The sequence below is a fragment of the Paenibacillus sp. PastF-3 genome (genome assembly GCF_029893135.1).
Lineage (GTDB): Bacteria > Bacillota > Bacilli > Paenibacillales > Paenibacillaceae > Paenibacillus_AQ > Paenibacillus_AQ nitricinens.
Window position 1 is genome coordinate 25,578 of record NZ_JARXWM010000015.1, and the last position, 26,616, is coordinate 52,193.

The window sequence follows — 26,616 nt, forward strand, 5'->3', positions numbered from 1 at the left end:
TCCATATTCATGCGTTAGCGTATGTATTCGGACTCAGATGACGCTATTCGTGGATTTTAGGGCATTTGAGGTTAGTATTGGACCGGAAAGGCGTTATTACTTGTGCAGAATAGTCTTTTGGGTCATTTTTGAGCGAATAGCGTCTCTGGAATCCGAAAGTATTTAAATTAAGGGTGATTTGTGAGTATAACGTCTCCTAAGTCCGACAACGTGGCGAAACGCTTCAAAAGTCGTGCAACTAAATGATATATGTGGTGCAGCTAAATGCTGGTAGTAATTATAGGGAATTTCACCCTGTAATTTTGGGTTTAAGGATTCTAGAGCTGTTTATAGGGAATTTCTCCTTATAATTCTACTGATTTGGCTATAAATTGAGATTTTCATAGAGATTATAGGGAAGAATTCCGTATAATCTCTGGATTTGAGCCAAAATCGTTATTTTATAGGGAGGATTTCCCTATAGCCAACGAGCCCTGTAGAACCTCCACAGCATAACCCCCACCGTAGAACCCCTCGCCCGCTACTCACAAAAAAGCGATTGTTTCAGAGTTTCATTTGATATTTCATTTGATATATCTGGAACTCCTCATTTTGATGCATCCGAAACTCACTCTGGCGTTTCATCATATTCCGCAAGTTTCCTAGCGGCCTCTTCGCGGTCCTCCGGTGTATGAGGCAAATCCAGCTCAATTTCGCGTTCCGCTTGCTTGCGGTGTGCGATTCGGCTACTGGCTGCGGCCGCCACGGCTCCGACGATGTCGTCGAGGTAGGTGTGGATCTGTCCGGTGCTTTTGTCATTTAACCTTTGAAGAACACCTGGCTTCAGCTTGTCCACATAGCCATAGTTGGTAAATCCGATACTGCCGTATACGTTCACGATAGAGAAGGCAAGAATCTCATCTACGCCGTATAATCCCTCATCATTTTCGATCATATCCTGAAGTGGGGAGAACAGCTTGCCCTCTTCTGCCATTACATCTAATTGAATGCCTGTGAGTACTGCATTTTGTACTTCGCGTTTACTAAGCACCATCTCTACATTATGGATACATTCATCCATCGTTAAATTCGGATAGTATTTCTGTTGCAGGAACATAACGAGTTCCGCGATTTCTTCCAGGGTTACTCCACGCTTGTTCAGCCAGAATTTGGTCGCATCTGCGACGGCCTTGCTGTTCAGACTGTACGGTATTTTTTCGATTTTTTCATCAGCCATGTTCATTCACCTCGTTGTTTAGTAAGTCATTTCATTACAGCAAACGTTAGTATGATGTTAAGGACTGTTGTTACCTCAGATTGTACGTTTACCGGAAGTATTTGTCCAGAGAGGGAAGTTTCAGTGACCTGAAATCCAGCTCCTACTTGAGATGAAGAAGTAGTCCAAAGGCTTTTCCAACAATTTAGGATAAGCTGTTGTTATTTTTTGGACAAAGGTCTCGTATACATAGCAGTACAAAGCCTATCTAACCTTGAAAGGGGTAATAAATGATGAAACCTATGCAACAAATCCGCGGAATCTCCGCAGTCTTCCTGATCGCAGTTCCACTGACACTGTCTGGCTGTGGATTGTTTGGTTCAGAATCGGCATCGATTGACGCTCCGCCACCAGAGGTGGAAGCGCAAATGTTACAGACTAGTGGAGATACTACTTTGGATTCAGGTGTATTCGGTCCGGTGACACAGGATGATACACAGACCACGGTTAAAGGCAACACCAAAACTTCACAGAGCAATGCTTCCGGAGATCGGACAACCGTATTTTTGGAAGATGGTAATGGATTACTCGCTCCGGTATCCCTCAGCTTGCCAAAGAGCAAAGATTCCAGCGCAATTAAAAACTCGTTAATGGCATTAGTGAGCAAGGGGAAATATGCCTCATCAGTGCCTGAAGGATTCCAAGGCGTTCTTCCAGCTGGAACGGAAGTAAAAGATGTTACGATAGACAAGTCGAATTCAGCTGTTGTCGAATTTAATTCAGAATTCAATAATTATGATCCTTTAGAGGAACGTAAAATCCTCGAAGCTATCACTTGGACGCTGACCGGTCAAGATGACATTAAAAGCGTACAGCTCTGGGTAGATGGTAAAAAGCTCACAGAGATGCCGCTTCAAGGAACTCCGCTGGATCGTCCATTAACCCGCACAATGGGCATTAATTTGCCGAAGCAAGGTCCTCTTCTGATGAACTCCAGTGCGGTTACTGTTTATTTTTCCACAACATCTCCTGACGGTATCCAATATTATGTTCCTGTAACCCGTTTTGTACCCGCTGGACAAGAACAGCTGACTGCTGCTTTGAACGAATTGATCGCAGGTCCTGAATCCGGAAATGGGCTGGAAATGGTCATGACGGAGGGAACGATACTTGATTCCGTTGACGCTGGGCAGAACGGTGTAGTTACCGTATCTTTGACGGATGATATGTTCACAGATGGTAAAGGTGTACCCGCTGAAATGCTGGAATCGGTCGTACTGACGGTTGCTCAAAATTCAGATGATTCTCTTGTGCAAATTCGCTTAAACGGCAAGGAATCGATTACTGATACAGATAATGTGGACTACAGCAAACCTGTTTCCGCACCAGAATATTTGAATGAGATCCCGTTATAGAATGACTCTGTAAGGTTTAAAAGATGCTTTTGTGCCTCCTCTTTGGTAGAATAAAAGTTGCTCAAAAAAACGTTGCGTCCCAAGCAGTATACGACTCGCTATTTATAACGGGGAGACGGGACTCACGCTAAACTATTAGCTATACGATGTAGGAGGCAGAAAAGATGAGATCAAACGGGCGAAACGACGACCAATTACGGCCGCTGACAATAACAACCCAAACGAATAAATATGCTGAGGGCTCCGTGATCATAGAAATGGGAGATACCAAAGTCATTTGTACGGCTACAGTAGAGGAAAAAGTACCTCCGTTTCTTAAAGGACAAGGAAAAGGCTGGGTAACCGCAGAATATTCGATGCTTCCTCGGGCCACTCAATCCCGTAATCAGCGTGAAGCTGCACGCGGTAAGCTTACCGGGCGCACCATGGAGATCCAACGGCTGATCGGACGAGCGCTTCGTTCTGTAGTGAATTTACAAGCGTTAGGCGAGCGTAGTATTACATTGGACTGTGATGTGATTCAGGCGGATGGTGGTACGCGGACCGCTTCGATTACAGGTGCTTTTGTTGCCATGGCATTTGCGATTAACAAAATTACAGTTCAGCATAAGTTGCCTGTGTTTCCTATAACAGATTTCTTGGGGGCAATCAGTGTCGGTGTTGTAGGGGATAAAACGCTGCTGGATTTAAATTATGAAGAAGATTCCAAAGCAAAAGTAGATATGAATGTAGTGATGACTGGCGGCGGTGCCTTTGTTGAACTTCAGGGGACTGGTGAAGAAAGACCGTTCACTCGTCAAGAGCTGGATCTTTTACTGGGTCTAGGTGAGAAGGGAATCTATGAACTGATTGCTGCGCAGAAAGAAGCACTGGGAGCGATTGCTCTCAAAATCCCTTCCGGCCAGCCGGGCCAAGAGGTGTAGCATGAAGTCTGACGGCGGTATTCTTATTGTTGCGACGAAGAATAAGGGGAAAGTACGTGAATTCGAGCATGCTTTTGCCCCGCTAGGGCTGACAGTGAAAAGTATGTACGACTATCCGGATCTGCCCGATGTGGTAGAAGACGGAGCCACTTTTGCCGAGAACGCCTTTAAAAAATCCAAAGCCGTAGGTGATGCCCTTGGAATCCCGGTCCTCGCCGATGATTCGGGTCTTTGCGTAGACGCCTTGGATGGTCAGCCGGGTGTGTACTCTGCACGTTATGCTGGTGAAGATGCTACGGATGGTGCGAATAATCTGAAGCTGCTTAGCGAGCTGGAGCGATTGAAGCAGGGGGAAGACACTGACCAGCCTTTGCTGAGCACAGCTAGGTTCGTCTGCACTTTGTCGCTGTATGATCCGGTTTCCAAGCAGGAGCTAACCGCAGAAGGTGCAGTCGAGGGCTGGATTACCTCAGAACCTTCCGGTGCTGGCGGATTTGGTTATGACCCGCTCTTCTATCTCTCGGAGCATGAAAAAACTATGGCAGAGCTTACGCTAGAAGAGAAGCAGCATATCAGCCATCGAGGAGCTGCACTGCGAATGCTAACAGCGAAGCTGGAGAAGAAGCTGGCAGCTGAAGGCGAACTACCACAGGAATAGAGCCTTTTTATACAAAACAGGGTATCCAAAAGCCATTGGCTGCTGGATACCCTGTTTTTTTGCAATCATTTCGGAAACTAAGCACCGAACTTCGTATGGTTGTTATATTTGCAAGTTTGTTACCATTACCGGACACAGCTGATCTTAAAAGTGGCTTTATACAAATAACGTCATGTGAATCCGTAAGACTTAGGGTTGAAGATTATTCGGCACTATAATAAATGTGGAGCTTTTTCATTGGCTGGATTATAACAGCTTCCAAAGAGCAGGTGTGGAACCTGGCTCCCACCCTTGAAGGGAAGTGTGAGGCTGCAAGCATGAATATGTTTTTCCATTATAGGTGACAACGTCACCTACTTTGTAAGCAACCCCTGTTATCCAGATTGAGCCTCCCGAAGTAGGTGCAACGGTAGGTAGTGGAGTTGGTGTTGCGATTGCTGTAGGTGTTGGGACAACAGTAGACGTTGGTGCCACTGTAGGTGCCAACGTCGGCGTCACTGTTGGAGCTACAGTTACCGTAGGTGTAGACGTTGCGGTTTCGCATGTGCTGATGAATTTCCAGACGCCATTAGCACCGCTAAGATCGGGACGATCTCCTTGCGTCCACCACTTGGCTTCATATAGTGAACCGTTGTAGGATACACGCTGTCCCCCAGTGTACACGCCTGTCGCACTCCAAGTTGCTGCCGAACATTGTCCCGGCGTAGGTGTTGGAGTTACGGTTGCGCTTGGCGTTGAAGTTGGTGCTATGGTTGCAGTCGGCGTTGCAGACGGTGTCGTGGTTGGAGTAGGTGTTGGTGTTGCAGACGGTGTTGGCGTTGGTGTTGGCGTAACGCCTCCATATAGTTTGTCGTATTCCTGCTGGGACGAGCTTCCGTTCAGTGTAATGCGTTGCGGACCGCCCGAGAAGTTCAGCTTCATCATGCCTGGAATTTCCAGTGCAGCTCCGTTTGCAATCGTTTGGGAAGCCGTCCCTGTAATACGGTAGCGGTTAAAGTCCCAAGCCGTAGAGATTTGTTCTACAGTACCTGCTCCCCACGCAGAGGTCAAGGTTGTTGTTGTCGGTAGATCGAATTCCAGCTTCCAGCCACCAGAGATATCCGTACCTGTGTTATTCGTTATTTTCAAGGAGTAGGTATAATTCGGATGATCGTAAGTGCCACTGAAATTAAGGCTAAAGTTCTGAGGCGCAGGAAGTTGTGGCTTCGGTGTTCCACCTGGCAGAGAGGCTGTCTTAAGCTGGTCATAGGCAAAATCGGTCAAAGCGTTGCCGTACGTATAGGTGCCATCACTCTTTTCAGAATAGTCGCCAGTCAATTCCCAGAACATCATCCCTCCCAATCCTTTTTGCTTGATATAATCCAGTTTGTAGCCGAGAGATTCCTTATCTTCATACGTAAGAAATACCTTTTTGTCTGCGTTATACATATATGGGGTTTTGGTAACAGGATCGAAATAGCGCTTGTTCGCTGGGTCCTTGAGCAGATTCAGCACATGCCAGATTGGATTTGCGCCAGCCGGCTGCTCTGGTGCAGGGTCATTCCAGATTCCGTATATGCCATCGGCTCCACCTCCGGTTGTAGGTGCTGTACCGTAAAGACCGGTGTTGTTGATGCCTCCATTTACATTCTTCCAGCCACGTGAGTAATAAGGAACTCCGATAACGATTTTTTCCGGTGGAAGCGTACCCAAATAGTATCGAACGGCCCAGTCGGTATTCAGAACCGGAGTGCCCAGCGCAGCGGTTTCTGTATCGCGAGAATCTGGGTACAGGGCGGAATGCGGTCCTACATATCCATTCCACGCACCGTGGAAATCATATGTCATGAGGTTCGCCCAGTCCAAATACTGGTTAGCTTCCCCTAACTTCATCCCGCCTAGAATCCAGGAGGAAGCGGTTGCGGCGATGGTTAGGTCATATTTCTGATTATCCTGTGCACCTGCCTGATCCAGCTTTTCGCGAAGCTTTTTCATCAGGAGAACATAGTTGTTGTAGTTCACTGTACGCAGCGGCTCAGCTACGCCAAAGTCATTCGGGTTACCTGATTGGCCTGTGCCGGATGGGTACTCCCAATCAATGTCTACACCGTTGAACTGGTACGTACGTAGAAAATCCACGACACTGTTCGCAAACGTCTCGCGACCTGCTTCTGAATTGGCCATGTTGAAAAAACCACCAGAACCCGACCAGCCACCAACCGAAATCAGGGTGCGGACATCAGGATAAAGCTGCTTATACTTTATAAGTTGGTTAAAATGTCCTTTAAACGGCAAATTCGTTAGCTGGTTGGGATAATCTTTTTCGATCGCTGCTGTACGGTCCATCAAATCAATCTTGTTCGTTTGAGGGTTTACCTTCGCGAATGCATAGTTAATATGAGTGATTTTATCCCACGGTATTTTGTCGACAGTATAAAATCCTTTGTTCTCCTGATCTCCCCACTCCGGGAAATAAGCAACAATTTTACGCGGATGATCTGCAGCGGGAGCAGGAGCAGCTGGCGTTGTTCCTGCTGCTAAGGCCACTTGCGACGATCCTCCTGCACTTGTGTAAAGCGGGAGCAGAATGATGGCGCTCATTAAGGCTGCAATGTAACGTGCGGATTTACTTCGCCTATTTCGTGTACTTATCTTCATTTAACATTCCTCCATAGGGGATAATATGATTTCACGGGTAGATAGGAACGATGATTCCCTACGCGCAAATCGGAATCTTAATTCAGTTTCCAAAGAGCGGGTGTGGTCGCCGGTTCCCATCCTTGAAGTGAAGTATGGGGCTGAAGGCAGGTATACGTTTTGGCATTGTAGCTAACGACATCACCCGTTTTGTAGGCGATTCCTGCTGCCCAGCTGGAACTTCCAGGAGTCGGTGCTACAGTAGGCGCTGGTGTCGGAGTTGTCGTCGGTGCTACAGTTGGTGTCGGTGTTACTGTTGCGGTTGGTGTGGCAGTTGCTGTTGGCGCAACAGTTGGCGTCGGTGCTACTGTTGCCGACGGAGCCGGCGTTGCTGTTCCGCACAAGCTGATAAATTTCCAGACTCCGGAAGCACCGCTAAGGTCGGGACGATCGCCTTGGGTCCACCATTTGGCTTCATAGACTGAACCGTTATAAGAAACTTGCTGACCGCCCGTATATACGGCTGTCTGGCTCCATGCCGCTGCACATTGTCCCGGAGTAGCTGTTGGCGATGGAGTTAACGTTGGTGTCGGTGTTGAGGTTGGGGTTACTGTAGCCGTCGGTGTTGGTGTTGGTGTAGGCGTTACTGTTGGAGTTGGAGTTGGTTGCACAACTCCACCGCCAAGATCGGCGTTTAGTTTGTTGGTCAGTGTTTTGTTCCGGTCCCCACTTGTTTCCCAGAACATGGCGCCTGCAAGACCTTTTGATTTGAGATAACTGATCTTATGGCCAAAGGATTCTACATCGTCATAGCTGATAAAAGTTTGATTCGTTGGATTATAGAGATAAGGCACTTTTGATGTGTCATTCCAGTAACGGGTATAGCCGTTTTTGTTAATATAATTAGCTTCGAGGTCGTAGAAATCGTAGCTGCCCTTCTCCCATGTACCTGTGGACGAAACTCCAGAGGACAATTGGTATTGGCCATTTCCTGTTGCCGGAGCGCCACCCCATCCTCGACCATAGAATCCCATACCGAGAACTAACTTGTTTGCGGGTACGCCATGATCTAAATAGCTGGTTACTGCTTTATCGATGTTGAAATTTTGCGGTTCGGTCAGACCTGAGGCAGAAGCGGCAGGGTCATAATACAAAGGAGCATTGTGACCTGTAGTCTTATTCCAGCTTCCGTTAAAGTCATAGGTCATAATATTGATCCAATCTACAATGGAAGCAATACCTGCAAGATTATTGTTATTGACATACGTCGGGCCTGCCCCGGAAGCAATGGTCAGCAGGTAGGTTTTACCGTCGGTCTGACCGGCAGCATTTAGCTTTTCACGGATTTTTTGCAGAAGAAGGATATAGTTCTCCTTGTCTTCGGGACGGTAGCTGTTCCCTGCGAGCCCACCGCTAACTGGGTACTCCCAGTCGAGATCGACACCGTCCATTTTATATTTACGAATGAAGTCTACCGCAGAGTTGGCAAAAACCTCACGGGTCACAGCGGTGGCCGCCACATCCGAGAAACGGTTCGACCAAGTCCAGCCTCCAACGGAGATCATTGTCTTCAGGTTGGGGTTCTTTTCTTTCAGCTTCCACAGCTGCTTCAGGTTACCTTTGATGGGGTCATCCCATTTGTCATCCCCAAAGCTCTTACCGGTGTCAATCCACGGGTCACCCAGTACGATCGTGCCGTTCGGAACGTTAATGGTCTGTGCTTGCTCATTTTGACAGCTCCAGGTTACTGGATTCGGGCCAGTTGGGTCGGGGTTGCCGTGAATGCCATTCCAACAAATATCTGCGAAGGCGTAGTTAATGACATTCATTTTGGTAGGATCAATATCGGATACATTGTAAGCCCGCCCATAAGCGGCCCAAGATGCGTAATAACCAACCAGTTTATAATCCTGTGCAGCGTTGGCCGTTTTAGCACTACTACCCAGGGTTGAAAAAAGTGTCAGAACAAGCGCGGCGATCATCGCGATCGCAAAGGTTTTGCGTGAACTTTTTTTCATGAATATCATTGATTTTCTACCTCCGAGGTTTAATGTGTAGTTCGAATACTTTTCGGCAAGAAATCCCGATGTTCACCTCCCGTAGTTTGAAATGGACCTGTACCTTCACCTGTGCGTATCTCTCATTCTACCGACATCCAATTCATAGATTTAGCAGCCCCAAATAGCCGTCCTCATGAAGCCTCACAAGGTAAGTAAGCGCTTTCTAAACTGCTGTTCTAAGAATTCCTTTTCTAATAAACTTGTAGATATAACAATGCTGGTAGAGGGTAGGATGGGTAGAAGAGTTGGGTTGGAGTTGAATAATTAGGATGAATTTCATATATATGGGTGGAGGCATTTCTTATTTTCAAGCATAGAGCGCGATTAAGCTAGGGATAAAATTCGGGAATGTAGGGGGAGATTTTTCTTATTGAAGGATACATATTTGATCGAGGTTTGATAGATTGGGCGCATGTCCTATTTTTCAGGAAACGTATGCAGAACACATAACCTTTGATGTCATGAATATAAATGATATACATGCCTGCAATATTTTTACGGAAATTACGCAACGCATCGCAGGTTCTTTTCGTTATAGTAGTATTATACGGAAGGTGGTGGGTTCACCGATGGTTGTGTGGGTGTTATGGCTGATCGCAGCCGGTGTCCTGTTTGTAGTAGAGATGATGACGCTTACTTTTTATCTGTTGTGGCTCAGTATAGGTGCATTAGCTGCTGGTTTGGTTTCGTTGATTGCTCCCGATGCTATTTTGTTTCAGGTGGTTCTCGGATCACTGGTCGCACTTGGTCTTACTATATTCTCGAAACCACTGGTTTCTAAATTTCGCAGCTCACGTGGGTTCAAGGATACCGGTACAGAAATCGTCGGCAGGCAAGGTGTCGTCGTTGAGCCTATTGAGCAAGGACAATATGGGCAAGTCAAGGTAGGTGGAGATACATGGAGCGCAAGCTCGGTTCAGTCTCTGGGCAAGGATGAGGTTGTAAGAGTAGTGAAGAGAGGCACGACGATTATTGAAGTAGAACGATGGGGGGACATGAACTAATGGAATGGGCAATTATCGGAATTATTATTGTGGTGGTCGTAGTATTTGTGGCATTAACAGTCAAAATCGTACCACAACAGCGGGTAGGTGTAGTGGAACGTCTCGGTAAATTTAATCGTCTGCTGACTCCGGGACTGAACATTCTGATTCCTGTAATTGATCAGGTGCGTACGTACCATGATTTACGAATCCAGCAAGCGAATGTACCTCCACAAACGGTAATCACGAAGGATAACGTGCAGGTGCAGATTGATACAATTATTTTCTATCAGGTGGTTGGACCAGAGGAAGCAACCTATGGCATTTCTGATTATGTATATGGGGTAAGAAACATTTCGACGGCAACAATGCGGCAAATCATCGGTAAGCTTGAATTAGATGAGACCTTATCTGGGCGGGAAAAGATTTCGACCGATATTCGGTTGGCTCTTGATGAAGCTACAGAGAAATGGGGCGTACGGATTGAGCGTGTGGAAGTCATTGATATCAAGCCACCGCTGGATATTCAGGAAGCAATGGATAAGCAGATGAAAGCGGAACGGAGCAAGCGGGCGATTGTCTTGGAAGCGGAAGCTGCTAAGCAGGATATGATCCTGCGTGCTGAAGGGGATAAGCAGAGTAAGATTCTAAAAGCAGAAGGTGACAAGGAAGCACGTATCCGCCAAGCAGAGGGTTCACGGCAAGCACAGGAGCTGGAAGCTCATGGTGAGGCGAAAGCCATTCAAGCGGTGGCCGAAGCTGAAAAAACACGCATAGAGCTGATTCGCTCAGCAGGTCTGGATGAGCAGGTGCTAGCTTATCGCTCCTTCGAGGCGCTGGCTGAAATCGCTAAAGGTCCTGCGAATAAAGTGTTCCTGCCAACAAGCGCTGTTGAAACGCTGGGAAGTCTTGGGGCGATTGCTGAGGTATTCAAAGCGAGCAAGGATAGTAAATAGATTTTACAATTCGTGCTTCTTCCGTTAAAGTAAAAAGCAAAAACAACCTTATGCATACGAAGCTATTGTTGCTCATGCAAACTTTGAAGGAGAGAAGCTACCGTGACAAAAGAAATCTCACCGCTAGTTGAACTGCTCGGACTACAGCCCCACGTAGAGGGTGGTTGGTACAAAAGACTTTGGAATTCAGAATTTGAAATCTCCCAGGAAGTGCTAGGCGATAGCTATTCTGGATCACGTCATTCGGCATCTTCCATTTATTTTTTGCTTCACGAAGGCGAGCAATCTGATTGGCATACGGTATTGTCCGATGAAGTTTGGTTGTGGCATTCCGGTAGTCCAATCGTGCTTAGTCTCGGAGGTACTGGAGATAAGCCTGAGGATGTGCAGGAAGTTATTTTGGGTCTCGATATTGCTGCAGGCCAGCAGCCACAAGTGGTTGTTCCAGCGGGAGTATGGCAGGCCGCGCGTACGTTAGGTGAAGAACCGACGTTGGTCTCCTGTATCGTTTCTCCAGAATTCCATTTTGATGATTTCAAACTAATTGAGAAATAAAGAAGAGCGGGGGCTTTATATATGCCTCCGTTTTTTTATGAGGATTTTGGGAATGATGAAGCATTCTGCTATACTTTTGTGATAGCGCTTGCTTCTGAAGCGTGAATTTAGGTTAAGTAAGATTAATGAAATAACAATAAGCTTGGAGGGTTAAGCAATGAGTGAATTGAATGCACCGTTCTCGGGAGGTCCGACTTTAAATGATGGAGTGACTATGCCGTGGCTGGGCCTTGGCGTGTATCAGACTAAAGATGGGGAAGAGGTTATTCACGCGGTCAAGACCGCAGTGGAGCTTGGATATCGCAGTATTGATACGGCTGCTGGTTACAATAACGAAGAAGGTGTAGGTCAGGCTATTCGTGAATGTGGAGTGGCCCGTGATGAACTGTTTATTACGACGAAAGTGCGCAACCCTGATCAAGGCTATGAATCAACTCTGAAAGCGTTCGAAGTTAGCCGGCGCAAGCTGGGGCTGGACTATATAGACTTGTATCTCATACATTGGCCGGTGGCAGGAAAGTATCGGGAGACTTGGAAAGCTCTGATTCATCTGCAAAAAGAGGGCCTCATCAAATCTATTGGCGTGAGCAATTTTCAGATTCATCATCTGAAGGATATCATCGAGGATACTGGCGTGGTTCCAGTGGTGAATCAGGTGGAATTCCATCCGCTTTTGACTCAGCGCGAGCTGCTGAAGTATGCCAATGAGCAAGGGATCCAGCTTGAAGCTTGGAGTCCGCTAATGCAAGGGAACCTGGATCTTCCCCTTCTTAAAGAACTGGCTGGAAAGTATGATAAGACCCCTGCTCAAATTGTACTTCGTTGGGATTTGCAGCAAGGCGTCATTACGATTCCGAAGTCAGTACATGCGGATCGAATCAAGGAAAATGCAGGATTCTTTGACTTCACGTTAAGTGATGAGGATGTTAAAGCCATCGAAGATTTGAACAGAAACCATCGTTTCGGTCCCGATCCGGACAATTTTAATTTCTAAAAAATTACGAATACAAGCCAAACAGCAAGCCGCCGATACGGGGACTTGCTGTTTGGCTTGTCGCTTATTGGATGGAGACGTTATATTTACGCAGCCAGAGATCTACTTGGGCGAGGTAAGCAAAAAGCTGAGGACCGGACATGAGCTGGCCGAACCAAGGCAGATTGGTAGAGGATTCTGGGGAAGCGGCGATCTCACGGATTTTGGCAGCATCAATTAATGGGAGTATAGGTGAAGTAGAGTCATCTAGAATATTTAATACTTGTGTTCGTACTGCGTTTAAATAGGCTGGATTATGTGTTTTCGGATAAGGGCTTTTTTTACGATATAGTACATCATCTGGAAGAATTCCCTCAAGCGCTTTGCGTAAAATCCCTTTTTCACGACCGTTTAGGTTCTTGATTTCCCAAGGAATATTAAAGACATATTGAACGAGGCGATGATCACAATAAGGAACACGTACCTCTAGTCCGGCGCCCATACTCATTCGGTCCTTACGGTCGAGCAAAGTAGGCATGAAGCGGGTGATGTTTAAATAGGACATTACGCGCATTTGTGCTTGTTTACCTGTCTCCCCATCCAATGTTGGGACTTCGGCTACTGCATCACTGTATCTGTCACCCAAATATTCCAGCGGCCGAATCCATTCATTAACTTCAGGGGATAATAGACTGGCACGCATTTTAGGAGCAACAGACCAAGGGAAAGTGCCTGAGGAGAGCATTTCCTCCCGATGGAACCAAGGATAACCGCCAAAAATCTCATCGGCAGCTTCGCCGGAAATGGCTACAGTAGCATTCTTTTTAATCTCACGGCAAAATAAATACAAAGAAGAGTCCACATCGGTCATCCCAGGTAAATCGCGTGTGTACAGTGCATTATCAAGTGCTTCTACAAGCTCTGGTGTATCAAACGAGATATAGCGATGGTTCGTATTTAATTCATCGACCATTCGCTTAATCCATGGCCCATCTGCTCCGGGCTGAAAAGTATGGCTCTTGAAGTGCTTGTCGTTATCGACATAATCGACGGAATACGTATCCACTCGTCCTTGACCGTTTCGGTTGTAGTAGTCCACTGCAAGTGCTGTTAACGCACTGGAGTCCAGCCCTCCTGACAAGAGGGAGCAGACAGGAACATCTGAGACCAGTTGGCGTTCGAGCGTATCCTGCAGCAGTTCACGCACCTTAGTAGCTGTTTCTGCTTCATTATCAGTGTGTTTTACGCTTTCCAGCTTCCAATAAGCGTAACTACGCAGACCTTCACGGCTATAGATCATGGCATGCCCAGGACGAAGTTCCTGCATATCCTTATAAACACCGTGTCCTGGTGTACGGGCTGGACCGATAATAAAGATTTCCGCAAGTCCTTCTGGACCTACGACTGGCTGTACCTTGGGGTGCTGCAGCAGCGCCTTAGGCTCTGAGCCAAAAACTAAGACATCATCCACTTTACTATAGAACAGGGGCTTCACGCCTAAACGGTCACGTGCAAAAAAGACCTGATCCCGAAGACCGTCCCACACTGCAAAGGCAAAGATCCCATTGAGCTTCTCTACACAATCCGGTCCCCATTCGATATAGGCGTGAAGCAGAACCTCAGTGTCACATTGGGTACGGAATTGATGACCCCGCTGCTTAAGTTCTTGTTTGAGCTCGGGTGCATTATATAATTCGCCGTTGTACACAATCGCGTATACTTGTTCCTCATGGCGGGTGATCATAGGCTGCGCGCCGTTCTCTGGATCGATAACGCTAAGTCTGCGGTGACCGAATGCACAGGGGCCTGAAATCCAAGTTCCAGCTGCATCCGGTCCGCGGTCTGCTAAAGTTTCAGTCATTTTGACCAGCAACTGCGAGTGCTGCGTGAGATCTCCGCGCCACTGGATAAATCCGGTTATTCCGCACATGATGGTTCATCCTCTCTTTTTGTGCGATTGTTGTCCTTACTTTTTTGCCAAGTAATACAGATATATGCCGAAGGAAGGCATAAAATGTATGTCCTTATCCGAACACTAGGGAAGAGATGAATTTGCCAGGAGGGAAGGATGACAGGTGTATTATATTAAAGATGCCAAAATTCGTAGAATGATGGAGTATGACGGTGCGCCTTGTGCAGAAGTAGGTGTATTGCCAGGTGCTGTTAGTGATCCTGCGCTTCTGGTATATATCGTAGAAGATCAGCGCGAAGAAGGTTATGAGATTGTCCGTATCCTCACTAACGAAGCAGATACTTCTACTGATTGGTTTGATAACAATATGCATGATGCTTTTAAAGATGTGACTTCGAGCGCGTTTACAGGCAGTATGATTATGACGCCTGAAGATGAACGTTCCAAGTTTCAGAGAGAGTTAATGACATATGGAGATTTGAAAAAACAGTTGGAGCAGCATTTTCGGAATCTGGAGTAGGATGAAAAAGAGGGTATCTTTAAGCTATGAAAATAGCTAGGATACCCTTGTTATTTATTTAACAGGATAATGATTACTTTTTTTCCAAAATTTTTGATCTTGAAAATTCTGCTGAATAAGGTATAATAAATATCGTTGCGTCAATACATATCATTAATTCTTATATGTCCCGGTAGCTCAGCTGGATAGAGCATGCGCCTTCTAAGCGCACGGTCAGGGGTTCGAATCCCTTCCGGGACGTCAAGTAACAGCCTTCCTTCGGGAAGGCTGTTTTTGCGTACAGGGGAAGAGAAGCCCGGTTGGTTCGTCGGAGCAAAGGCATCGATAGGATCAGCTTCGCAGTCAGCCCGGAAGGGCTGCATCCCGCTCGGGGCAAGTAACAGCCTTCCTTCGGGAAGGTATTTTTGCGAGAAGAGCATCCTCGCCAAAGTAAGTAAACTGAAGCTCTGATAGATAATTAGGGAAAATCTCCCTATAATGCAGAGCTTTCTACTCAATAGACTAATAATTAGGGAAATCCTCCCTGTAATTTAACTAATTCGTTGGCGAATATAGATATTCTCCCGATTTTTAGGGAGGATTTCCCTCTTTTCATTCATTTCAAGCAATTATCGGCTAAATAGAGGGAGCTTTTCCCTAATTACTCTCAAAAAAGGCCAACCCTATAATTGGGGTTGGCCTAATTATACGAAAAGAAGATGCCGAGAAAGTAGCCTTCACTACTTTTTCGGCACCTTGAGCCTTCCCGTGAGAAGGCCATCTTACATATGCCCACCGCTATAGAAGCGGCCAGATCTCCTCCCAGACAGTGTCTAGAATAGCTTGCATATTATCTTCCATACTGTTAATAGCGATTACCACTTGAGCATCCGGGGCAACCATGCAGAATTGACCGTGAGCGCCATCGGCACGATAAGCATCGTGCGTACACAACCAGAATTGACAACCGTACCCTTGGCCCCAATCACCAGCTCCGTTATTTTCGATCTGCTTTTGTGTAACAAAATCAATCCAAGCTGCTGGAATAAGCTGCTGTCCCTTCCACATTCCTTTTTGCAAAAGAAGCTGTCCAAATTGGCTTAGTTCTTCGGTATTGATCTGAAGTCCGGCACAACCGAGGGTGATCCCTTGAGGAGTCATTTCCCAATCAATATTTTCTATGCCTAGTGGGGCAAAGAGACGGGGAACGAGGTAATCCTTTACGGTTTGTCCGACACGGGCCTGAACCATGGCAGAGATCATAATGGTATCCCCGCTACTGTAGGTAAACTGTTCCCCAGGAGGTCTGTCTAAAGGCAGCGATAGATAATGTTGTATCCAATTTACATTCTTCAAAGCCAATCTTTCTTCAACCCAAAACGGTGGGGAATCATGCCCTGTACTCATACGTAGTAAATCGAACAAGGTCAACTCCCCAGGTTGCATGGAAGAACAGGCCTCTTTATGAGTGAATGCATATTCGGGAAACACATCTTTAAGTGTTGTATTTAGTGATAGCTTTCCTTCTTCGATGGCTAGACCCACCGCCATGCATGTAAAAGATTTGCTGACCGAATGCTGCAAGCGCCGGATATCCTCTGCGAGATCCACTTTCCCCACTAGAGATCCGTTTTGAAGCACACGTACATTGAATACATTTAATCCACGTTCGCGGATTTGAGCTTCAAAGCGAGTCATGTTTAACATAAAATGCAGCCCTCTTTCTCTATGATTCCAAGCTTGATGAGGTAGATTGTCGATCAAAATGATTGAAAATAGAGTGGAAACGTTTCCTCTGTCTGGATATTTAATAGCTAAATTGATGGTATTCTATTCTTATTTTAAAGTCAATGCAAGCAGGAAGACTACTATTTAACACTAAAATACTTAAAATTTAAAACGGATTCGAGATGCGATTCATTTTTATTCGAAAATCATAGGTTGACTTCTAAAAAATATCTGTCCATAATGAACGTATTAAGCGATTTAGATACGAAAACAGTCAAAATGATGTCATGGGAAACGTTTCCCATCATTTCATGCGTTTCCACCAAGCTGATTTCATCAGGTGCATGGGAGCTCATTATAGGGGTGAAACAGGGGGAATTATGAATATCAAGGATATTGCAAGACTATCAGGCGTTGGTATCGCCACGGTCTCCAGGGTAATTAATAACTCCGGTGTTGTAAGTGATGCAACCAGAGCTAAAGTAATGGCTGTTGTAAGAGAACATAATTACATTCCAAATGGAAATGCGAGCAATCTGAAGAAAACGCGTTCCAATACGATAGCGCTTATGGTTAAGGGAATTGCAAACCCGTTTTTTGCAGACATGATCAAAGAAGTAGAGCGTCAAGTAAATCTGCGCGGCTGCCCGCTTCTGATCCAGCATGTTGAAGATGGAGTGGATGAGATCAATGCTGCTCTTCAGCTTGTGAAGGAAAAGAATTTATACGGGGTAATCTTTATGGGTGGTACATATGACCATTCTGAAGAAAAATTCAAACAATTGCCGATCCCATTCGTTTTGACTACCATCACGACTACGAAGGATGTTGATCCTGCCGTATTCTCCAGTGTGATCATTGATGATATGCAAGAGTCCTATAAAGCTGTGAGCTATCTAATTTCACTCGGACACCGGAACATTTGTTTTTTGGCCAGATTTCCTTTGGTTCAGCATACTACCGGAAACCGTCGTCTTATGGGTTATATCAAGGCGCTTGAGGATCATGGGATTGAGTATGATGCTGCCTTGGTAGAGGATTGTGAATACAGTCCAAGTTCTGGCTTTACAGCTACGAAAAGACTGCTCAATAAGAAGAAAGATATCACTGCTGTCTTTGCCGCATCAGATACCATTGCTATCGGAGCTGCCAAAGCTTTATTGTCCTTGGGTCTATCAATTCCAAATGATATTTCGATCATCGGATTTGACGGTATAGAGATGGCAGAATACTATCACCCATCGCTGGATACGATTAGCCAACCTGGGGTGGATATGGCGAAAGCCAGTGTTGAAATTCTGTTTGACCTGATTTCGGGACAATCGGAGAACAAGCATGTGGTATTCGAGTCTGTTTTGGTTAAGCGGGGATCTTGCAAGAAGATTAATAAACAAGCATAAATACCTTCGGCGTCCTTGTAAGGACGGTAAGCGTTTGAGCGAGAAATAGAAGGATAATTTATAGCGTAAGCATATACTTTCTTGTATTTTAAAAAAAAGGTTCCGTAAGGAGATGACATATGGCACTTCTAACAGTGGAGACCGGTTCTCCTACCTTAAGAATGACAACGTCCATTAGCATAATCTCCCCCGTTGATTCGGGCAACACCTCCGGTGGGACGCTTTATCTGTTACACGGTGCTGGCGATAATGCTAGCACATGGTACAGGATGACCACTATTGAGCAGTATGCTAACAAGTATGGCTGTACAGTCATAATGCCTCAGGTAGGAAGAAGTTATTATACAGATATGGAGTACGGACTGGATTACTTCCACTATGTTACGCAAGAGCTGCCTGAGCTTTGTGGCCGAATGTTGAGACTGGATAATGATCCGCAGAAGACGTATGTTGCCGGACTATCGATGGGTGGATATGGGGCATTAAAATGTGCGCTTACCTATCCTGAGCGTTATAGCAAAGTCGTTTCTTTATCAGGCGTTACAGATATTCAGAAAAGATTGAGAGACCCGCAAATGTCTTCGGATATGGCGAGGGAGATGGCAGGCACTTTCGGAAAACGCTTACAAATCAAGCCGGATCAAGATCTGTATGCTTTAGCGGCTAAATTAATCGACGAGGAACGTGAGCTGCCTTCGATGCTGACCTGCTGTGGCTCTGAAGATCCATTTGTTGAGATGAACAGGGAATTTGCTTCTTATATGCAGGCGAGCCCCTATACATTTCGATATGTTGAGACCTCAGGAACGCATGAATGGAGATTCTGGGAGCAGCATCTGAAGACGGCTTTTGATTTCTTGTACAACTAAGAGTAAAGAGTGATTTTAGAGAGATATTATGGAGGATTTGAGATGAAAGACCAGCAACTGACGTCCCTGTTGAATCAGATGACGCTTGAAGAGAAGATCGCACAATTACAGCAGCTTGCTGCTAATTTCTATGAAGGGGCAGAAGAAGGAGGGAAAATCACTGGCCCTATGGCATCCATGGGGATTACGGATCACATGATTGAGAATAGTGGTTCAGTACTTGGACTTTCGGGCGCAGAGCAAGTCATTGCCGTCCAGGAAGCTCATTTACGTAAAAATAGATTAGGTATTCCATTACTGATGATGGCGGATATCGTGCATGGCTTCAAGACGATTTTTCCGGTGCCACTAGCGATTGGCTGCTCTTGGGATATGGAACGAGCAGAGCTGAGCGCCGAGATTGCGGCTAAAGAAGCGGCGGTCTCCGGTGTACACGTCACTTTTGCACCCATGGCGGACCTTGTTCGGGATCCGCGCTGGGGTAGAGTGATGGAGTCTACCGGCGAAGATTCTTATTTAAATGGTAGGTTTGCTCGTGCGTTTGTACGCGGATTTCAGGGAAGTGACTTGACGGGCGATGAAAGTCGTCTGGCAGCTTGTGTTAAGCACTTTGCAGCCTATGGTCTATCCGAAGGCGGACGGGATTATAATACGGTCGATTTGTCAGAACGTCAGCTAAGGGAATATTATCTGCCAGCCTATCGCGCTGCTCTGGATGAGGGCGCAGAAATGGTGATGACTTCGTTCAACACGATTGACGGAATTCCGATAAGCGGAAACGTTAAGCTGCTTCGTCAGCTGCTGCGTGAGGAATGGGGCTTTGACGGCGTGTTAATCTCGGATTGGGGCGCGGTGAAGGAACTGATCCCGCATGGTGTCGCCGAGGATGAAGCTGAAGCAGCACTTAAAGCTATCAAAGCTAGCGTGGATATCGAGATGATGACGGAGTGTTATGTGCACCAATTACCAGCTCTTGTAGCTGATGGGCAAGTGGACGAAAGCATCATCGATGAAGCCGTACTTCGTATTTTGAAATTGAAGCAAAGATTGGGCTTGTTTGAGAATCCTTTACGCGGGGCAGATGTAGAGAAAGAGCGTGAAGTGATTTTCTGTGAAGATCACCGGACAGCAGCGCGTGAACTAGCAGTTAAATCCTGTGTACTCCTTAAGAATGATCAGGTTTTACCGCTTGCGGCAGAGCAACGCATTGCACTAATCGGACCTTTTGCCAATAACGGAGATATTCTTGGACCGTGGTCCTGGTTGGGTTCAACGGAAGAAGCTAGCCGTCTTGCCCCAGCAATGGAAGCTCGTGCTGTTGCGGGTAGAATTACCGTTGCCGAAGGCTCCGGGATTGAGAGCTTTACAGAAGAGCAATGGCTGGAGGCGAAATCGGCAGCATTGGAAGCCGATGTGATTGTGCTGGCACTTGGAGAACATTCGGACATGAGCGGAGAAGCTGGAAGTCGTTCAGATATCCGTTTGCCGGAAGCGCAGTGTGAGCTTTTGCAGCGTATGAAGACGCTGGGCAAGCCTATTGTGGTGGTGTTATTTAACGGACGCCCACTGGATCTTAGTGGCGTGATCGAGAACGCGGATGCTATTCTGGAAGCCTGGTTCCCAGGAAGCGAGGGCGGTGCGGCGATTACCAGCCTACTGTATGGTGACGAGAATCCGTCAGGAAGATTAACGATGTCTTTCCCTGTATCTGTTGGGCAAATTCCGGTCTATTATAATCATTTCAACACTGGACGCCCTCTTGGACCGGGTGCGGACAAACGTTATGTCTCACAATATCTGGACATTCCTAATGAGCCGTTTCTGCCATTTGGCTTCGGTCTAAGTTATACGACATTTAGCTACAGTGAGCCGCTCCTTTCCGGTGAAATCATGACGAAGGATCAGCCTATTAAGGTGACTGTTACGGTGACTAATACGGGCAATGTAAAAGGTGAAGAGGTAGTACAGCTCTATATCCGAGACATTTCAGGAGAAGTTGTCAGACCGATGAAGGAACTGAAGGACTTTGCCAAGTTCAGCCTCTCCCCGGGAGAAAGCAAGGAAGTAAGCTTTACGCTTACGGAAGAACAGCTTCGTTATTATCATAGCGATTTAAGCTTTAGCAGTGATCCGGGCAAATTCAAATTGTTTGTGGGTCCAAATAGCCAAGAGGTTAAAGAACGCGATTTTCGCTTAACATTAGCTTAAGTAGAATATATACGACACACGCTGTCGTAATCGAGGAGTGCGAAAATATGACTACTAATATGAATTCTAACATCCATTTAAACGCTGGAGACTTATCATTCACTTTTACAAACAGTGGGGACTTGTTCCAAGTTCTTCATGAACGGACAATGATCAATCAATTATTGCCTAATATTGTGGATGGCTCCTTATCCAATCTATATTTACGTATTCATAGTAATGGAAGCATTCAAGCTGTTCCTTTGCTGGGCATTCATTCTTCAAGCACTGTACGTAAGGCCGGGAACCGCTTGGTTTGGGAAGGTACTGCGGAAAATATTGAATATCAGGTTATTTTTACTCCTACGGCTCAAGGCGCATGGTTCTGGGATGTGAAGCTTTCGGGACATGAGGCAGATGTGGATCTCGTGTACGGACAAGATGTGGGTATTGCCGATATCGGTGCTGTTCGCAGTAATGAAGCCTACCTGTCACAGTATATTGATCATGCCGTATTCGAGGATCAGTCAAAGGGATATGTAGTATGCTCCAGACAGAATCAACCGCAAGGTGGCAAATTTCCATATCTACAACAGGGTGCAATCACTAAGTCAGCAAGCTTCTCGACAGATGGTTTTCAATTCTTTGGATTGTCTTATAAAGAGACTAATCAACCGGAAAGCTTGAGCCGTGAGCAATTAAGTAATGAAATCTATCAATATGAATTCGCTTATACTGCATTGCAATCGGAGCGGGTGAAATTGAGTGGGGAAGCAAGGTTTGTATTCTACGGATTGTTCAAACAAGATCATCCACAAGCGATCACTACCCTAGAATTTACGAATGATATCGCTGCGGCTTGGGATGCTGTAAAAGATTTACCTTTAGAAGCTGAAGCACCGCTCGAACGTTCTTTCCTCACGGAGGAGCTTGGTGCTCCGCTGGTGGCAGATTCTCTATCAGAGAATGAGATCGAAGGTCTGTTTCCAGTTCGTTATCAAGAGGAGAAAGAAGGAGACGTTCTACTGTCTTTCTTCACTGAAAATTATGAGCATGTAGTCCTAAAAGAGAAGGAATTACGCGTAGAACGCCCACATGGTCATATTCTGATGAGTGGGGATAACGCTCGACTTAACGATAAGATTATCACGACAACTTCATATATGTATGGGATTTTCAACTCCCAAGTAGTCATTGGCAATACCAATTTCAACAAGCTAATGTCCAATCCTAGAAATGCGCTTAATATTCCAAAAGCTTCGGGACAACGAATTTATGTGCAGTGGAATGGCGAATACCGTCTACTGACCATGCCATCCCTGTTCGAGGTTGGTTTCAACTATGCCCGTTGGTATTACAGAACAGAAGGCGAATGCTTTATGATTACGAACTACACTACGGCAGATTCTCCGGAAATATTCCTGAATGTGCGTACGGAAAGCGGAAAAGCTTATCGCTATTTAGTCACTAATCAAATCACTATGAACGTTAATGAATACGAGCTTCCATATCAATGCAAGCAAGAAGAGGGAACTGTGACCTTCTCGGCGGACAGAAGCGCACTAAGTGCTGGAGAGTATCCTGACTTGCAGTATAAATTCCAGGTACAGGGAGCGGAGTTTACGCTTCAAGATGAAGGCAGATTCGTTACCAATGCTCCACACACAGATGCACCGTTAGCTGTTCTGGAGTTGTCGGCGAGCAGTGAGTGGACTTTGAATATTCAAGGCCTTCTGGATGGTAAGGAGATTCATTCGAGCAGCCGTACAGTTGAAGAGGAAATTTCCACATACCGCGAGTTCTATAGCGGGGTTATGAATGGCTTCCGCTTGACGCTAGGTGATGGGTCAGAAGGTGAGCTGTTTAAGGTGAATGCTCTGGCTTGGTGGTATACACATAATATGCTCATCCATTATTCTGTCCCTCACGGGCTGGAGCAATATGGCGGCGCTGCCTGGGGAACTCGTGATGTGTGTCAGGGACCTGTGGAATATTTTATGGCTACGCAAAAATACGAACAGGTTCGTGAAATATTGCTGACGCTGTATGCTCATCAATATGAAGATGACGGTAACTGGCCACAGTGGTTCATGTTTGATAAATATACGAAGATTCAGCAAGAGGAAAGCCACGGGGATATTATTGTGTGGCCGCTAAAAGTGCTTGGGGACTATTTGGCAGTAACTAAAGATTACAGCATTTTGCAAGAAACAGTGCCGTATACTCGTAAGCATAGTTTTGACTTTACAGAGAAAGAAGCGACACTGCTGGATCATGCGCGGAAGGAAGTGGCGTATATTAAGAACCACTTCCTGCATGATACGTATTTGTCTTCTTACGGTGATGGAGATTGGGATGATACACTCCAGCCTGCGAATCCACAGTTGAAGCAATACATGGTTAGTAGCTGGACAGTGGCGCTTACCTATCAGACTCTTAATCAGTTCTCGGAAGTTCTTCGTTCCGTTGATCCAGCGGAAGCAGACGAGCTGAAGGCAATGGTGGATGGTATCCATGAGGATTTCAATACACATATGCTCCAATCTGAGGTGATTCCTGGATTCCTGTATATGGAAGATCCAGAGCAAGTGAAGCTTTTGGTACACCCGAGTGATAAGGAAACAGGAATCCAGTATCGTCTGCTGCCAATGACGCGCAGTATGATCAGTGAGCTATTAACTCCGGAACAAGCCGAAGCTCATTATGAAGTGATCCAAGATAAACTATTCTGTCCTGACGGTGTACGTTTAATGAACCGTCCAGCACAATATGTTGGCGGTGTAAGCAGTCATTTCAAACGTGCAGAGCAAGCTTCTAACTTTGGTCGGGAAATTGGACTTCAATATGTACATGCGCACATCCGTTATGTAGAAGCTATGGCTAAGCTAGGGAAAACCGATCAGGTCTGGAATGGCCTAGCAGCGATCAATCCGATCGGAATTCGCGATGTGGTGCCAAACGCTGAACTACGTCAAGCTAACTCCTATTTCAGTAGCTCGGATGGTAAATTTAACACTCGTTATGAGGCACAGGAGAATTTCGATAAGCTGCGTAATGGTGACGTGGCGGTCAAAGGCGGCTGGAGAATCTATTCCAGCGGTCCTGGGATCTACATGAATCAGTTAATCTCGAATGCACTAGGGATTCGTACCGAAGGCGGAGATTTAATTGTTGACCCCATCCTGCCGGAGTCGCTGGACGGCATGCGCTTTAGCTTTGAATATGCAGGTACTAAGGTAGACTTTATCTACCACCTTACGGGTGGGGAGAACAGTCGGATTACTATCAATGGTACAGAAGTGCAGGCTGAAGGTACACTTAATCGCTACCGTAGTGGCGGTGTTCGGATTAAGCGTGAGGACTTTGATCGTCTCTGCGTAGAAGCCGGAAATGTGATTGAAATTTATAAGTAAGCTAATCATTAAAGGGCAATCTCTACGATAAGTGTAGAGATTGCCCTTTTTTTTGAAATACTACATACGGCTCGGTGTTGGTAATCCAAGTACTTCTAGCACATCACCTAAAGTGTCCTTAAATCTCGAAGTAAGCCAGAGGCGAAAGGCAATGGTCGCCGCCTCCCCTTTTAAAATCGGACAAGTAGAATAAAAATTATTGAAGAGAGTGGCTAAAGTATGTGCGTAAGAGCAGAGTATATTCGGCGTCAATTCTACGCTTGCAGAATACAAGGTCTCCTCCCAGAGGCTAAGCTGTCTCAGCAGAGCAAGCTCTGCTTTTTCCATTTCGAGTGGGAATTGAATCTGTGAGGCATCTGTGTGGATTGGGAGGGTGGATTTGCCCAAAACACTACTAGCACGGGCATAGGTGTACATCAGATAAACTCCTGTGTTGCCGGATATTTCGGTAGCCTGTTTGAAGTCAAACACAATTTCTGTTCCCAGATTAAACCGCAGCAGATAATAGCGAATGGCAGCAGCTGCAATGATATGGCTGGGAAGCCCCTCTTTATCGGAGCGTGAATGTTCGATATTCTGTTCCATAAGCTTCACTAAATCGATCACCTTAACACCAATTCCTTGGCGCCCTGACATGGCATAAGAAGATTTTCCTTCCGAAATATTTATTCCCAGCTCGGCTGCGGAAGCCGGACTAAGGGACACCACACCATAACTCACATGATGGAGTTTCGCGGCTTGATCGTTATAACCTAATGCGCCCAAAGCCTGCTTAACCATTTGCTGCGGATATTCCTGTCTATAATCGATCACGTTAATAACACGATCCGCCTGTCCATAGGGCTCCTGGGTTCCAGTTAATCCTGTAGTCCATAAGCCGGACGAGAATTCACTGTAGGTGAAATCCTTGGTTAATAGACCAAATTTCCAGAGGTGATAGGCAATGTCTTTGGCAGTGTAAGTCAGAATACCATTCGAACGTACAAGTACCTTATCCATATGATGATCCTCCGAATCCGCTCCATTGCTAATCGCTGTCCCTTGCTTTAACACCCAGCAGCCTGCCAGCTTACCTTCAGTCTCCTGTACAAAAACCATGGTTTGCTTCAATTGCTCAGATGCGGCTGCCCAGAATCCCTCTTTTAAAATATTACTTTCCCATACCAGCAGGTCATAGTGAATACCGAAACGCTTCATTTCCTCTACATGTTCTCTCACCATACGTTCAGCGACAAGGTTACCCAGCCACGCCTTATTGCCGTTACCCTGTTCCAGGGCATGCAGCATTTCTGTGCGCTTATGTGTCATCTCTGGATTCTGTGCATATTCTTTATTCACTTTGGCATAAAGATCCCAGCAATAATCACCAAAACGCTGATGATCTCCTTCCAACGGTACATTCAATAAACCAACGACTGTATCCGCTAACTGGTTGCCCAGATCATCGACGTAGTTATGGACCTCTACGTTATGACCGGTTCTTTTCATTAGTCTGACCAGCGCATCGCCGATGCACGCATTTCTCAGGTGACCCACATGAGCAGCTTTGTTTGGATTGATTGAGGTGTGCTCGATGATGACCTTTTCCCCTGTGCTGTTGGGCAGTTCAAAGGAATGTTTAGCCCATATCCGCCAATCCATGTACAAATTAATAAATCCAGGAGCAGCTACTTCGACCTTTTGTAAAAAGCCTGTGTAGCTCTCTTGTAATTTAAGCTCTGCTTTTACTAACTCTGCTATGACGAGAGGTGGTTTGCGCAGGATTTTGGCTAGCTGCATAGCAATATTGCAGGAATAATCACCATGCTCTAGATTAGCGGGCTGCTCGATCAGAATAGGAACATCGTTTGGGTAAGGAATTTCTAAGGTGTGGAATACTTTTTTTACACTTTGTTCAATGCTGTTTTTGATGATTTGACTTAACATTTTATACCCTCCTTTGAAAATACAAAAAAGCCCTCGTCTCAAAAGAGACGAGGGCTTTAGCGCTCGCGGTACCACTCTCGTTGCTAAACAGACGTTTAGCCACCTTACAGGATAACGGTCTTCAGCCGGGACTTCCTACTTGGGTTCAGAAGTCCATCTCACGGGTGCGCTTCATTAAGTGATCTGTACCGGCTTACACTTACCCGGCTCGCTGAGGACTAGAACACCTTAACTACTCTCCCGCTCATCGATGCTTGAATAATTTTAATTAGTATAACGAATATTTTGAAAAAAGCAATAGGGCGAAACTCGGTATCAATCTGGAAACGCTTGAGTTTTAGATTGTCC

General features: G+C 46.0%; 19 protein-coding genes, 1 tRNA gene and 1 other annotated feature. Of the genes, 14 read left to right on the forward strand and 6 right to left on the reverse strand.

Features of this window, described 5'->3' with window-relative positions:
* Window positions 1-607 precede the first annotated feature (607 nt).
* A complete protein-coding gene (locus tag M2444_RS24735) occupies window positions 608-1,216 on the reverse strand; it encodes a phosphatidylglycerophosphatase A family protein (RefSeq protein ID WP_094878470.1) in 609 nt (202 codons plus the stop codon).
* A gap of 272 nt (window positions 1,217-1,488) precedes the next feature.
* Here M2444_RS24735 and M2444_RS24740 point away from each other — a divergent pair, with 272 nt between their 5' ends.
* The 3 genes from M2444_RS24740 (at window position 1,489) to M2444_RS24750 (ending at window position 4,191) form a co-directional block, all read left to right on the forward strand.
* Window positions 1,489-2,610: a GerMN domain-containing protein gene (locus M2444_RS24740; protein ID WP_179281759.1), complete on the forward strand. Its 1,122-nt coding sequence runs from the start codon at window positions 1,489-1,491 to the stop codon at window positions 2,608-2,610.
* 164 nt (window positions 2,611-2,774) lie between these two features.
* Window positions 2,775-3,533, forward strand: a complete 759-nt coding sequence (rph, locus tag M2444_RS24745; protein WP_280788260.1) for a ribonuclease PH — start codon at window positions 2,775-2,777, stop codon at window positions 3,531-3,533.
* 1 nt (window position 3,534) lies between these two features.
* Window positions 3,535-4,191, forward strand: coding sequence for an XTP/dITP diphosphatase (locus M2444_RS24750; RefSeq protein ID WP_094878473.1), 657 nt, complete (start codon window positions 3,535-3,537; stop codon window positions 4,189-4,191).
* A gap of 246 nt (window positions 4,192-4,437) precedes the next feature.
* Here the strand turns inward: M2444_RS24750 and M2444_RS24755 are convergent, their stop codons facing one another.
* Window positions 4,438-6,828 carry a glycosyl hydrolase family 18 protein gene (locus M2444_RS24755; RefSeq protein ID WP_280788261.1) on the reverse strand — a complete coding sequence of 797 codons (2,391 nt, stop codon included), beginning with the start codon at window positions 6,826-6,828 and terminating at the stop codon, window positions 4,438-4,440.
* A gap of 77 nt (window positions 6,829-6,905) precedes the next feature.
* Window positions 6,906-8,834, reverse strand: coding sequence for a glycosyl hydrolase family 18 protein (locus M2444_RS24760; RefSeq protein ID WP_256990661.1), 1,929 nt, complete (start codon window positions 8,832-8,834; stop codon window positions 6,906-6,908).
* A gap of 602 nt (window positions 8,835-9,436) precedes the next feature.
* Here M2444_RS24760 and M2444_RS24765 point away from each other — a divergent pair.
* From M2444_RS24765 to M2444_RS24780, 4 genes are all read left to right on the forward strand, one after another.
* Window positions 9,437-9,871: an NfeD family protein gene (locus M2444_RS24765; protein ID WP_094874330.1), complete on the forward strand. Its 435-nt coding sequence runs from the start codon at window positions 9,437-9,439 to the stop codon at window positions 9,869-9,871.
* Window positions 9,871-10,806 (forward strand): SPFH domain-containing protein, encoded by a 936-nt coding sequence (locus M2444_RS24770; protein WP_094874320.1) that lies wholly within the window; start codon window positions 9,871-9,873, stop codon window positions 10,804-10,806. Before M2444_RS24765 ends, M2444_RS24770 begins: the two co-directional genes overlap by 1 nt.
* 102 nt (window positions 10,807-10,908) lie before the next feature.
* A complete protein-coding gene (locus M2444_RS24775; RefSeq protein WP_094874319.1) occupies window positions 10,909-11,361 on the forward strand; it encodes a cupin domain-containing protein in 453 nt (150 codons plus the stop codon).
* A gap of 157 nt (window positions 11,362-11,518) precedes the next feature.
* Window positions 11,519-12,355 carry an aldo/keto reductase gene (locus M2444_RS24780; protein ID WP_094874318.1) on the forward strand — a complete coding sequence of 279 codons (837 nt, stop codon included), beginning with the start codon at window positions 11,519-11,521 and terminating at the stop codon, window positions 12,353-12,355.
* 64 nt (window positions 12,356-12,419) lie between these two features.
* On the opposite strand, the gene asnB is transcribed toward M2444_RS24780, so the two are convergent.
* Entirely contained in the window at window positions 12,420-14,264 is a 1,845-nt protein-coding gene (gene asnB, locus M2444_RS24785; protein ID WP_094874317.1) for an asparagine synthase (glutamine-hydrolyzing), read from the reverse strand.
* A gap of 145 nt (window positions 14,265-14,409) precedes the next feature.
* Between asnB and M2444_RS24790 the strand changes: the two genes are divergently transcribed.
* From M2444_RS24790 to M2444_RS24800, 3 genes are all read left to right on the forward strand, one after another.
* A complete protein-coding gene (locus M2444_RS24790) occupies window positions 14,410-14,766 on the forward strand; it encodes a hypothetical protein (RefSeq protein ID WP_280788262.1) in 357 nt (118 codons plus the stop codon).
* 166 nt (window positions 14,767-14,932) lie between these two features.
* Window positions 14,933-15,006 (forward strand) — tRNA-Arg (locus M2444_RS24795).
* A 33-nt stretch (window positions 15,007-15,039) separates the two neighbouring features.
* A complete protein-coding gene (locus M2444_RS24800) occupies window positions 15,040-15,216 on the forward strand; it encodes a hypothetical protein (RefSeq protein ID WP_280788263.1) in 177 nt (58 codons plus the stop codon).
* 327 nt (window positions 15,217-15,543) lie between these two features.
* Here the strand turns inward: M2444_RS24800 and M2444_RS24805 are convergent, their stop codons facing one another.
* Window positions 15,544-16,452 (reverse strand): serine hydrolase domain-containing protein, encoded by a 909-nt coding sequence (locus tag M2444_RS24805; protein ID WP_280788264.1) that lies wholly within the window; start codon window positions 16,450-16,452, stop codon window positions 15,544-15,546.
* A gap of 401 nt (window positions 16,453-16,853) precedes the next feature.
* Here M2444_RS24805 and M2444_RS24810 point away from each other — a divergent pair, with 401 nt between their 5' ends.
* The 4 genes from M2444_RS24810 to M2444_RS24825 all read left to right on the forward strand — a co-directional run bounded on the left by M2444_RS24810 (window position 16,854) and on the right by M2444_RS24825 (window position 24,342).
* Entirely contained in the window at window positions 16,854-17,873 is a 1,020-nt protein-coding gene (locus M2444_RS24810; protein ID WP_094874611.1) for a LacI family DNA-binding transcriptional regulator, read from the forward strand.
* 119 nt (window positions 17,874-17,992) lie between these two features.
* Window positions 17,993-18,742: an alpha/beta hydrolase gene (locus M2444_RS24815; protein ID WP_280788265.1), complete on the forward strand. Its 750-nt coding sequence runs from the start codon at window positions 17,993-17,995 to the stop codon at window positions 18,740-18,742.
* Window positions 18,743-18,784: 42 nt separating this feature from the next.
* Entirely contained in the window at window positions 18,785-20,950 is a 2,166-nt protein-coding gene (gene bglX / locus M2444_RS24820; protein ID WP_094878787.1) for a beta-glucosidase BglX, read from the forward strand.
* Window positions 20,951-20,997: 47 nt separating this feature from the next.
* Complete coding sequence (locus M2444_RS24825; protein WP_280788266.1) at window positions 20,998-24,342, forward strand: GH36-type glycosyl hydrolase domain-containing protein; 3,345 nt, start codon at window positions 20,998-21,000, stop codon at window positions 24,340-24,342.
* 60 nt (window positions 24,343-24,402) lie between these two features.
* Here M2444_RS24825 and M2444_RS24830 read toward each other — a convergent pair whose 3' ends face one another.
* Window positions 24,403-26,268 (reverse strand): arginine--tRNA ligase, encoded by a 1,866-nt coding sequence (locus tag M2444_RS24830; protein WP_280788267.1) that lies wholly within the window; start codon window positions 26,266-26,268, stop codon window positions 24,403-24,405.
* Between the two features lie 40 nt (window positions 26,269-26,308).
* Window positions 26,309-26,525 (reverse strand) — a binding site (T-box leader).
* Between the last annotated feature and the right edge of the window lie 91 nt (window positions 26,526-26,616).

Coding starts and splice junctions, on each gene's coding strand:
- M2444_RS24735 (WP_094878470.1), bottom strand. CDS start 1,216: ATGGCTGATGAAAAAATCGAAAAAATACCGTACAGTCTGAACAGCAAG.
- M2444_RS24740 (WP_179281759.1), top strand. CDS start 1,489: ATGAAACCTATGCAACAAATCCGCGGAATCTCCGCAGTCTTCCTGATC.
- rph (WP_280788260.1), top strand. CDS start 2,775: ATGAGATCAAACGGGCGAAACGACGACCAATTACGGCCGCTGACAATA.
- M2444_RS24750 (WP_094878473.1), top strand. CDS start 3,535: ATGAAGTCTGACGGCGGTATTCTTATTGTTGCGACGAAGAATAAGGGG.
- M2444_RS24755 (WP_280788261.1), bottom strand. CDS start 6,828: ATGAAGATAAGTACACGAAATAGGCGAAGTAAATCCGCACGTTACATT.
- M2444_RS24760 (WP_256990661.1), bottom strand. CDS start 8,834: ATGATATTCATGAAAAAAAGTTCACGCAAAACCTTTGCGATCGCGATG.
- M2444_RS24765 (WP_094874330.1), top strand. CDS start 9,437: ATGGTTGTGTGGGTGTTATGGCTGATCGCAGCCGGTGTCCTGTTTGTA.
- M2444_RS24770 (WP_094874320.1), top strand. CDS start 9,871: ATGGAATGGGCAATTATCGGAATTATTATTGTGGTGGTCGTAGTATTT.
- M2444_RS24780 (WP_094874318.1), top strand. CDS start 11,519: ATGAGTGAATTGAATGCACCGTTCTCGGGAGGTCCGACTTTAAATGAT.
- asnB (WP_094874317.1), bottom strand. CDS start 14,264: ATGTGCGGAATAACCGGATTTATCCAGTGGCGCGGAGATCTCACGCAG.
- M2444_RS24805 (WP_280788264.1), bottom strand. CDS start 16,452: ATGTTAAACATGACTCGCTTTGAAGCTCAAATCCGCGAACGTGGATTA.
- M2444_RS24810 (WP_094874611.1), top strand. CDS start 16,854: ATGAATATCAAGGATATTGCAAGACTATCAGGCGTTGGTATCGCCACG.
- M2444_RS24815 (WP_280788265.1), top strand. CDS start 17,993: ATGGCACTTCTAACAGTGGAGACCGGTTCTCCTACCTTAAGAATGACA.
- bglX (WP_094878787.1), top strand. CDS start 18,785: ATGAAAGACCAGCAACTGACGTCCCTGTTGAATCAGATGACGCTTGAA.
- M2444_RS24825 (WP_280788266.1), top strand. CDS start 20,998: ATGACTACTAATATGAATTCTAACATCCATTTAAACGCTGGAGACTTA.
- M2444_RS24830 (WP_280788267.1), bottom strand. CDS start 26,268: ATGTTAAGTCAAATCATCAAAAACAGCATTGAACAAAGTGTAAAAAAA.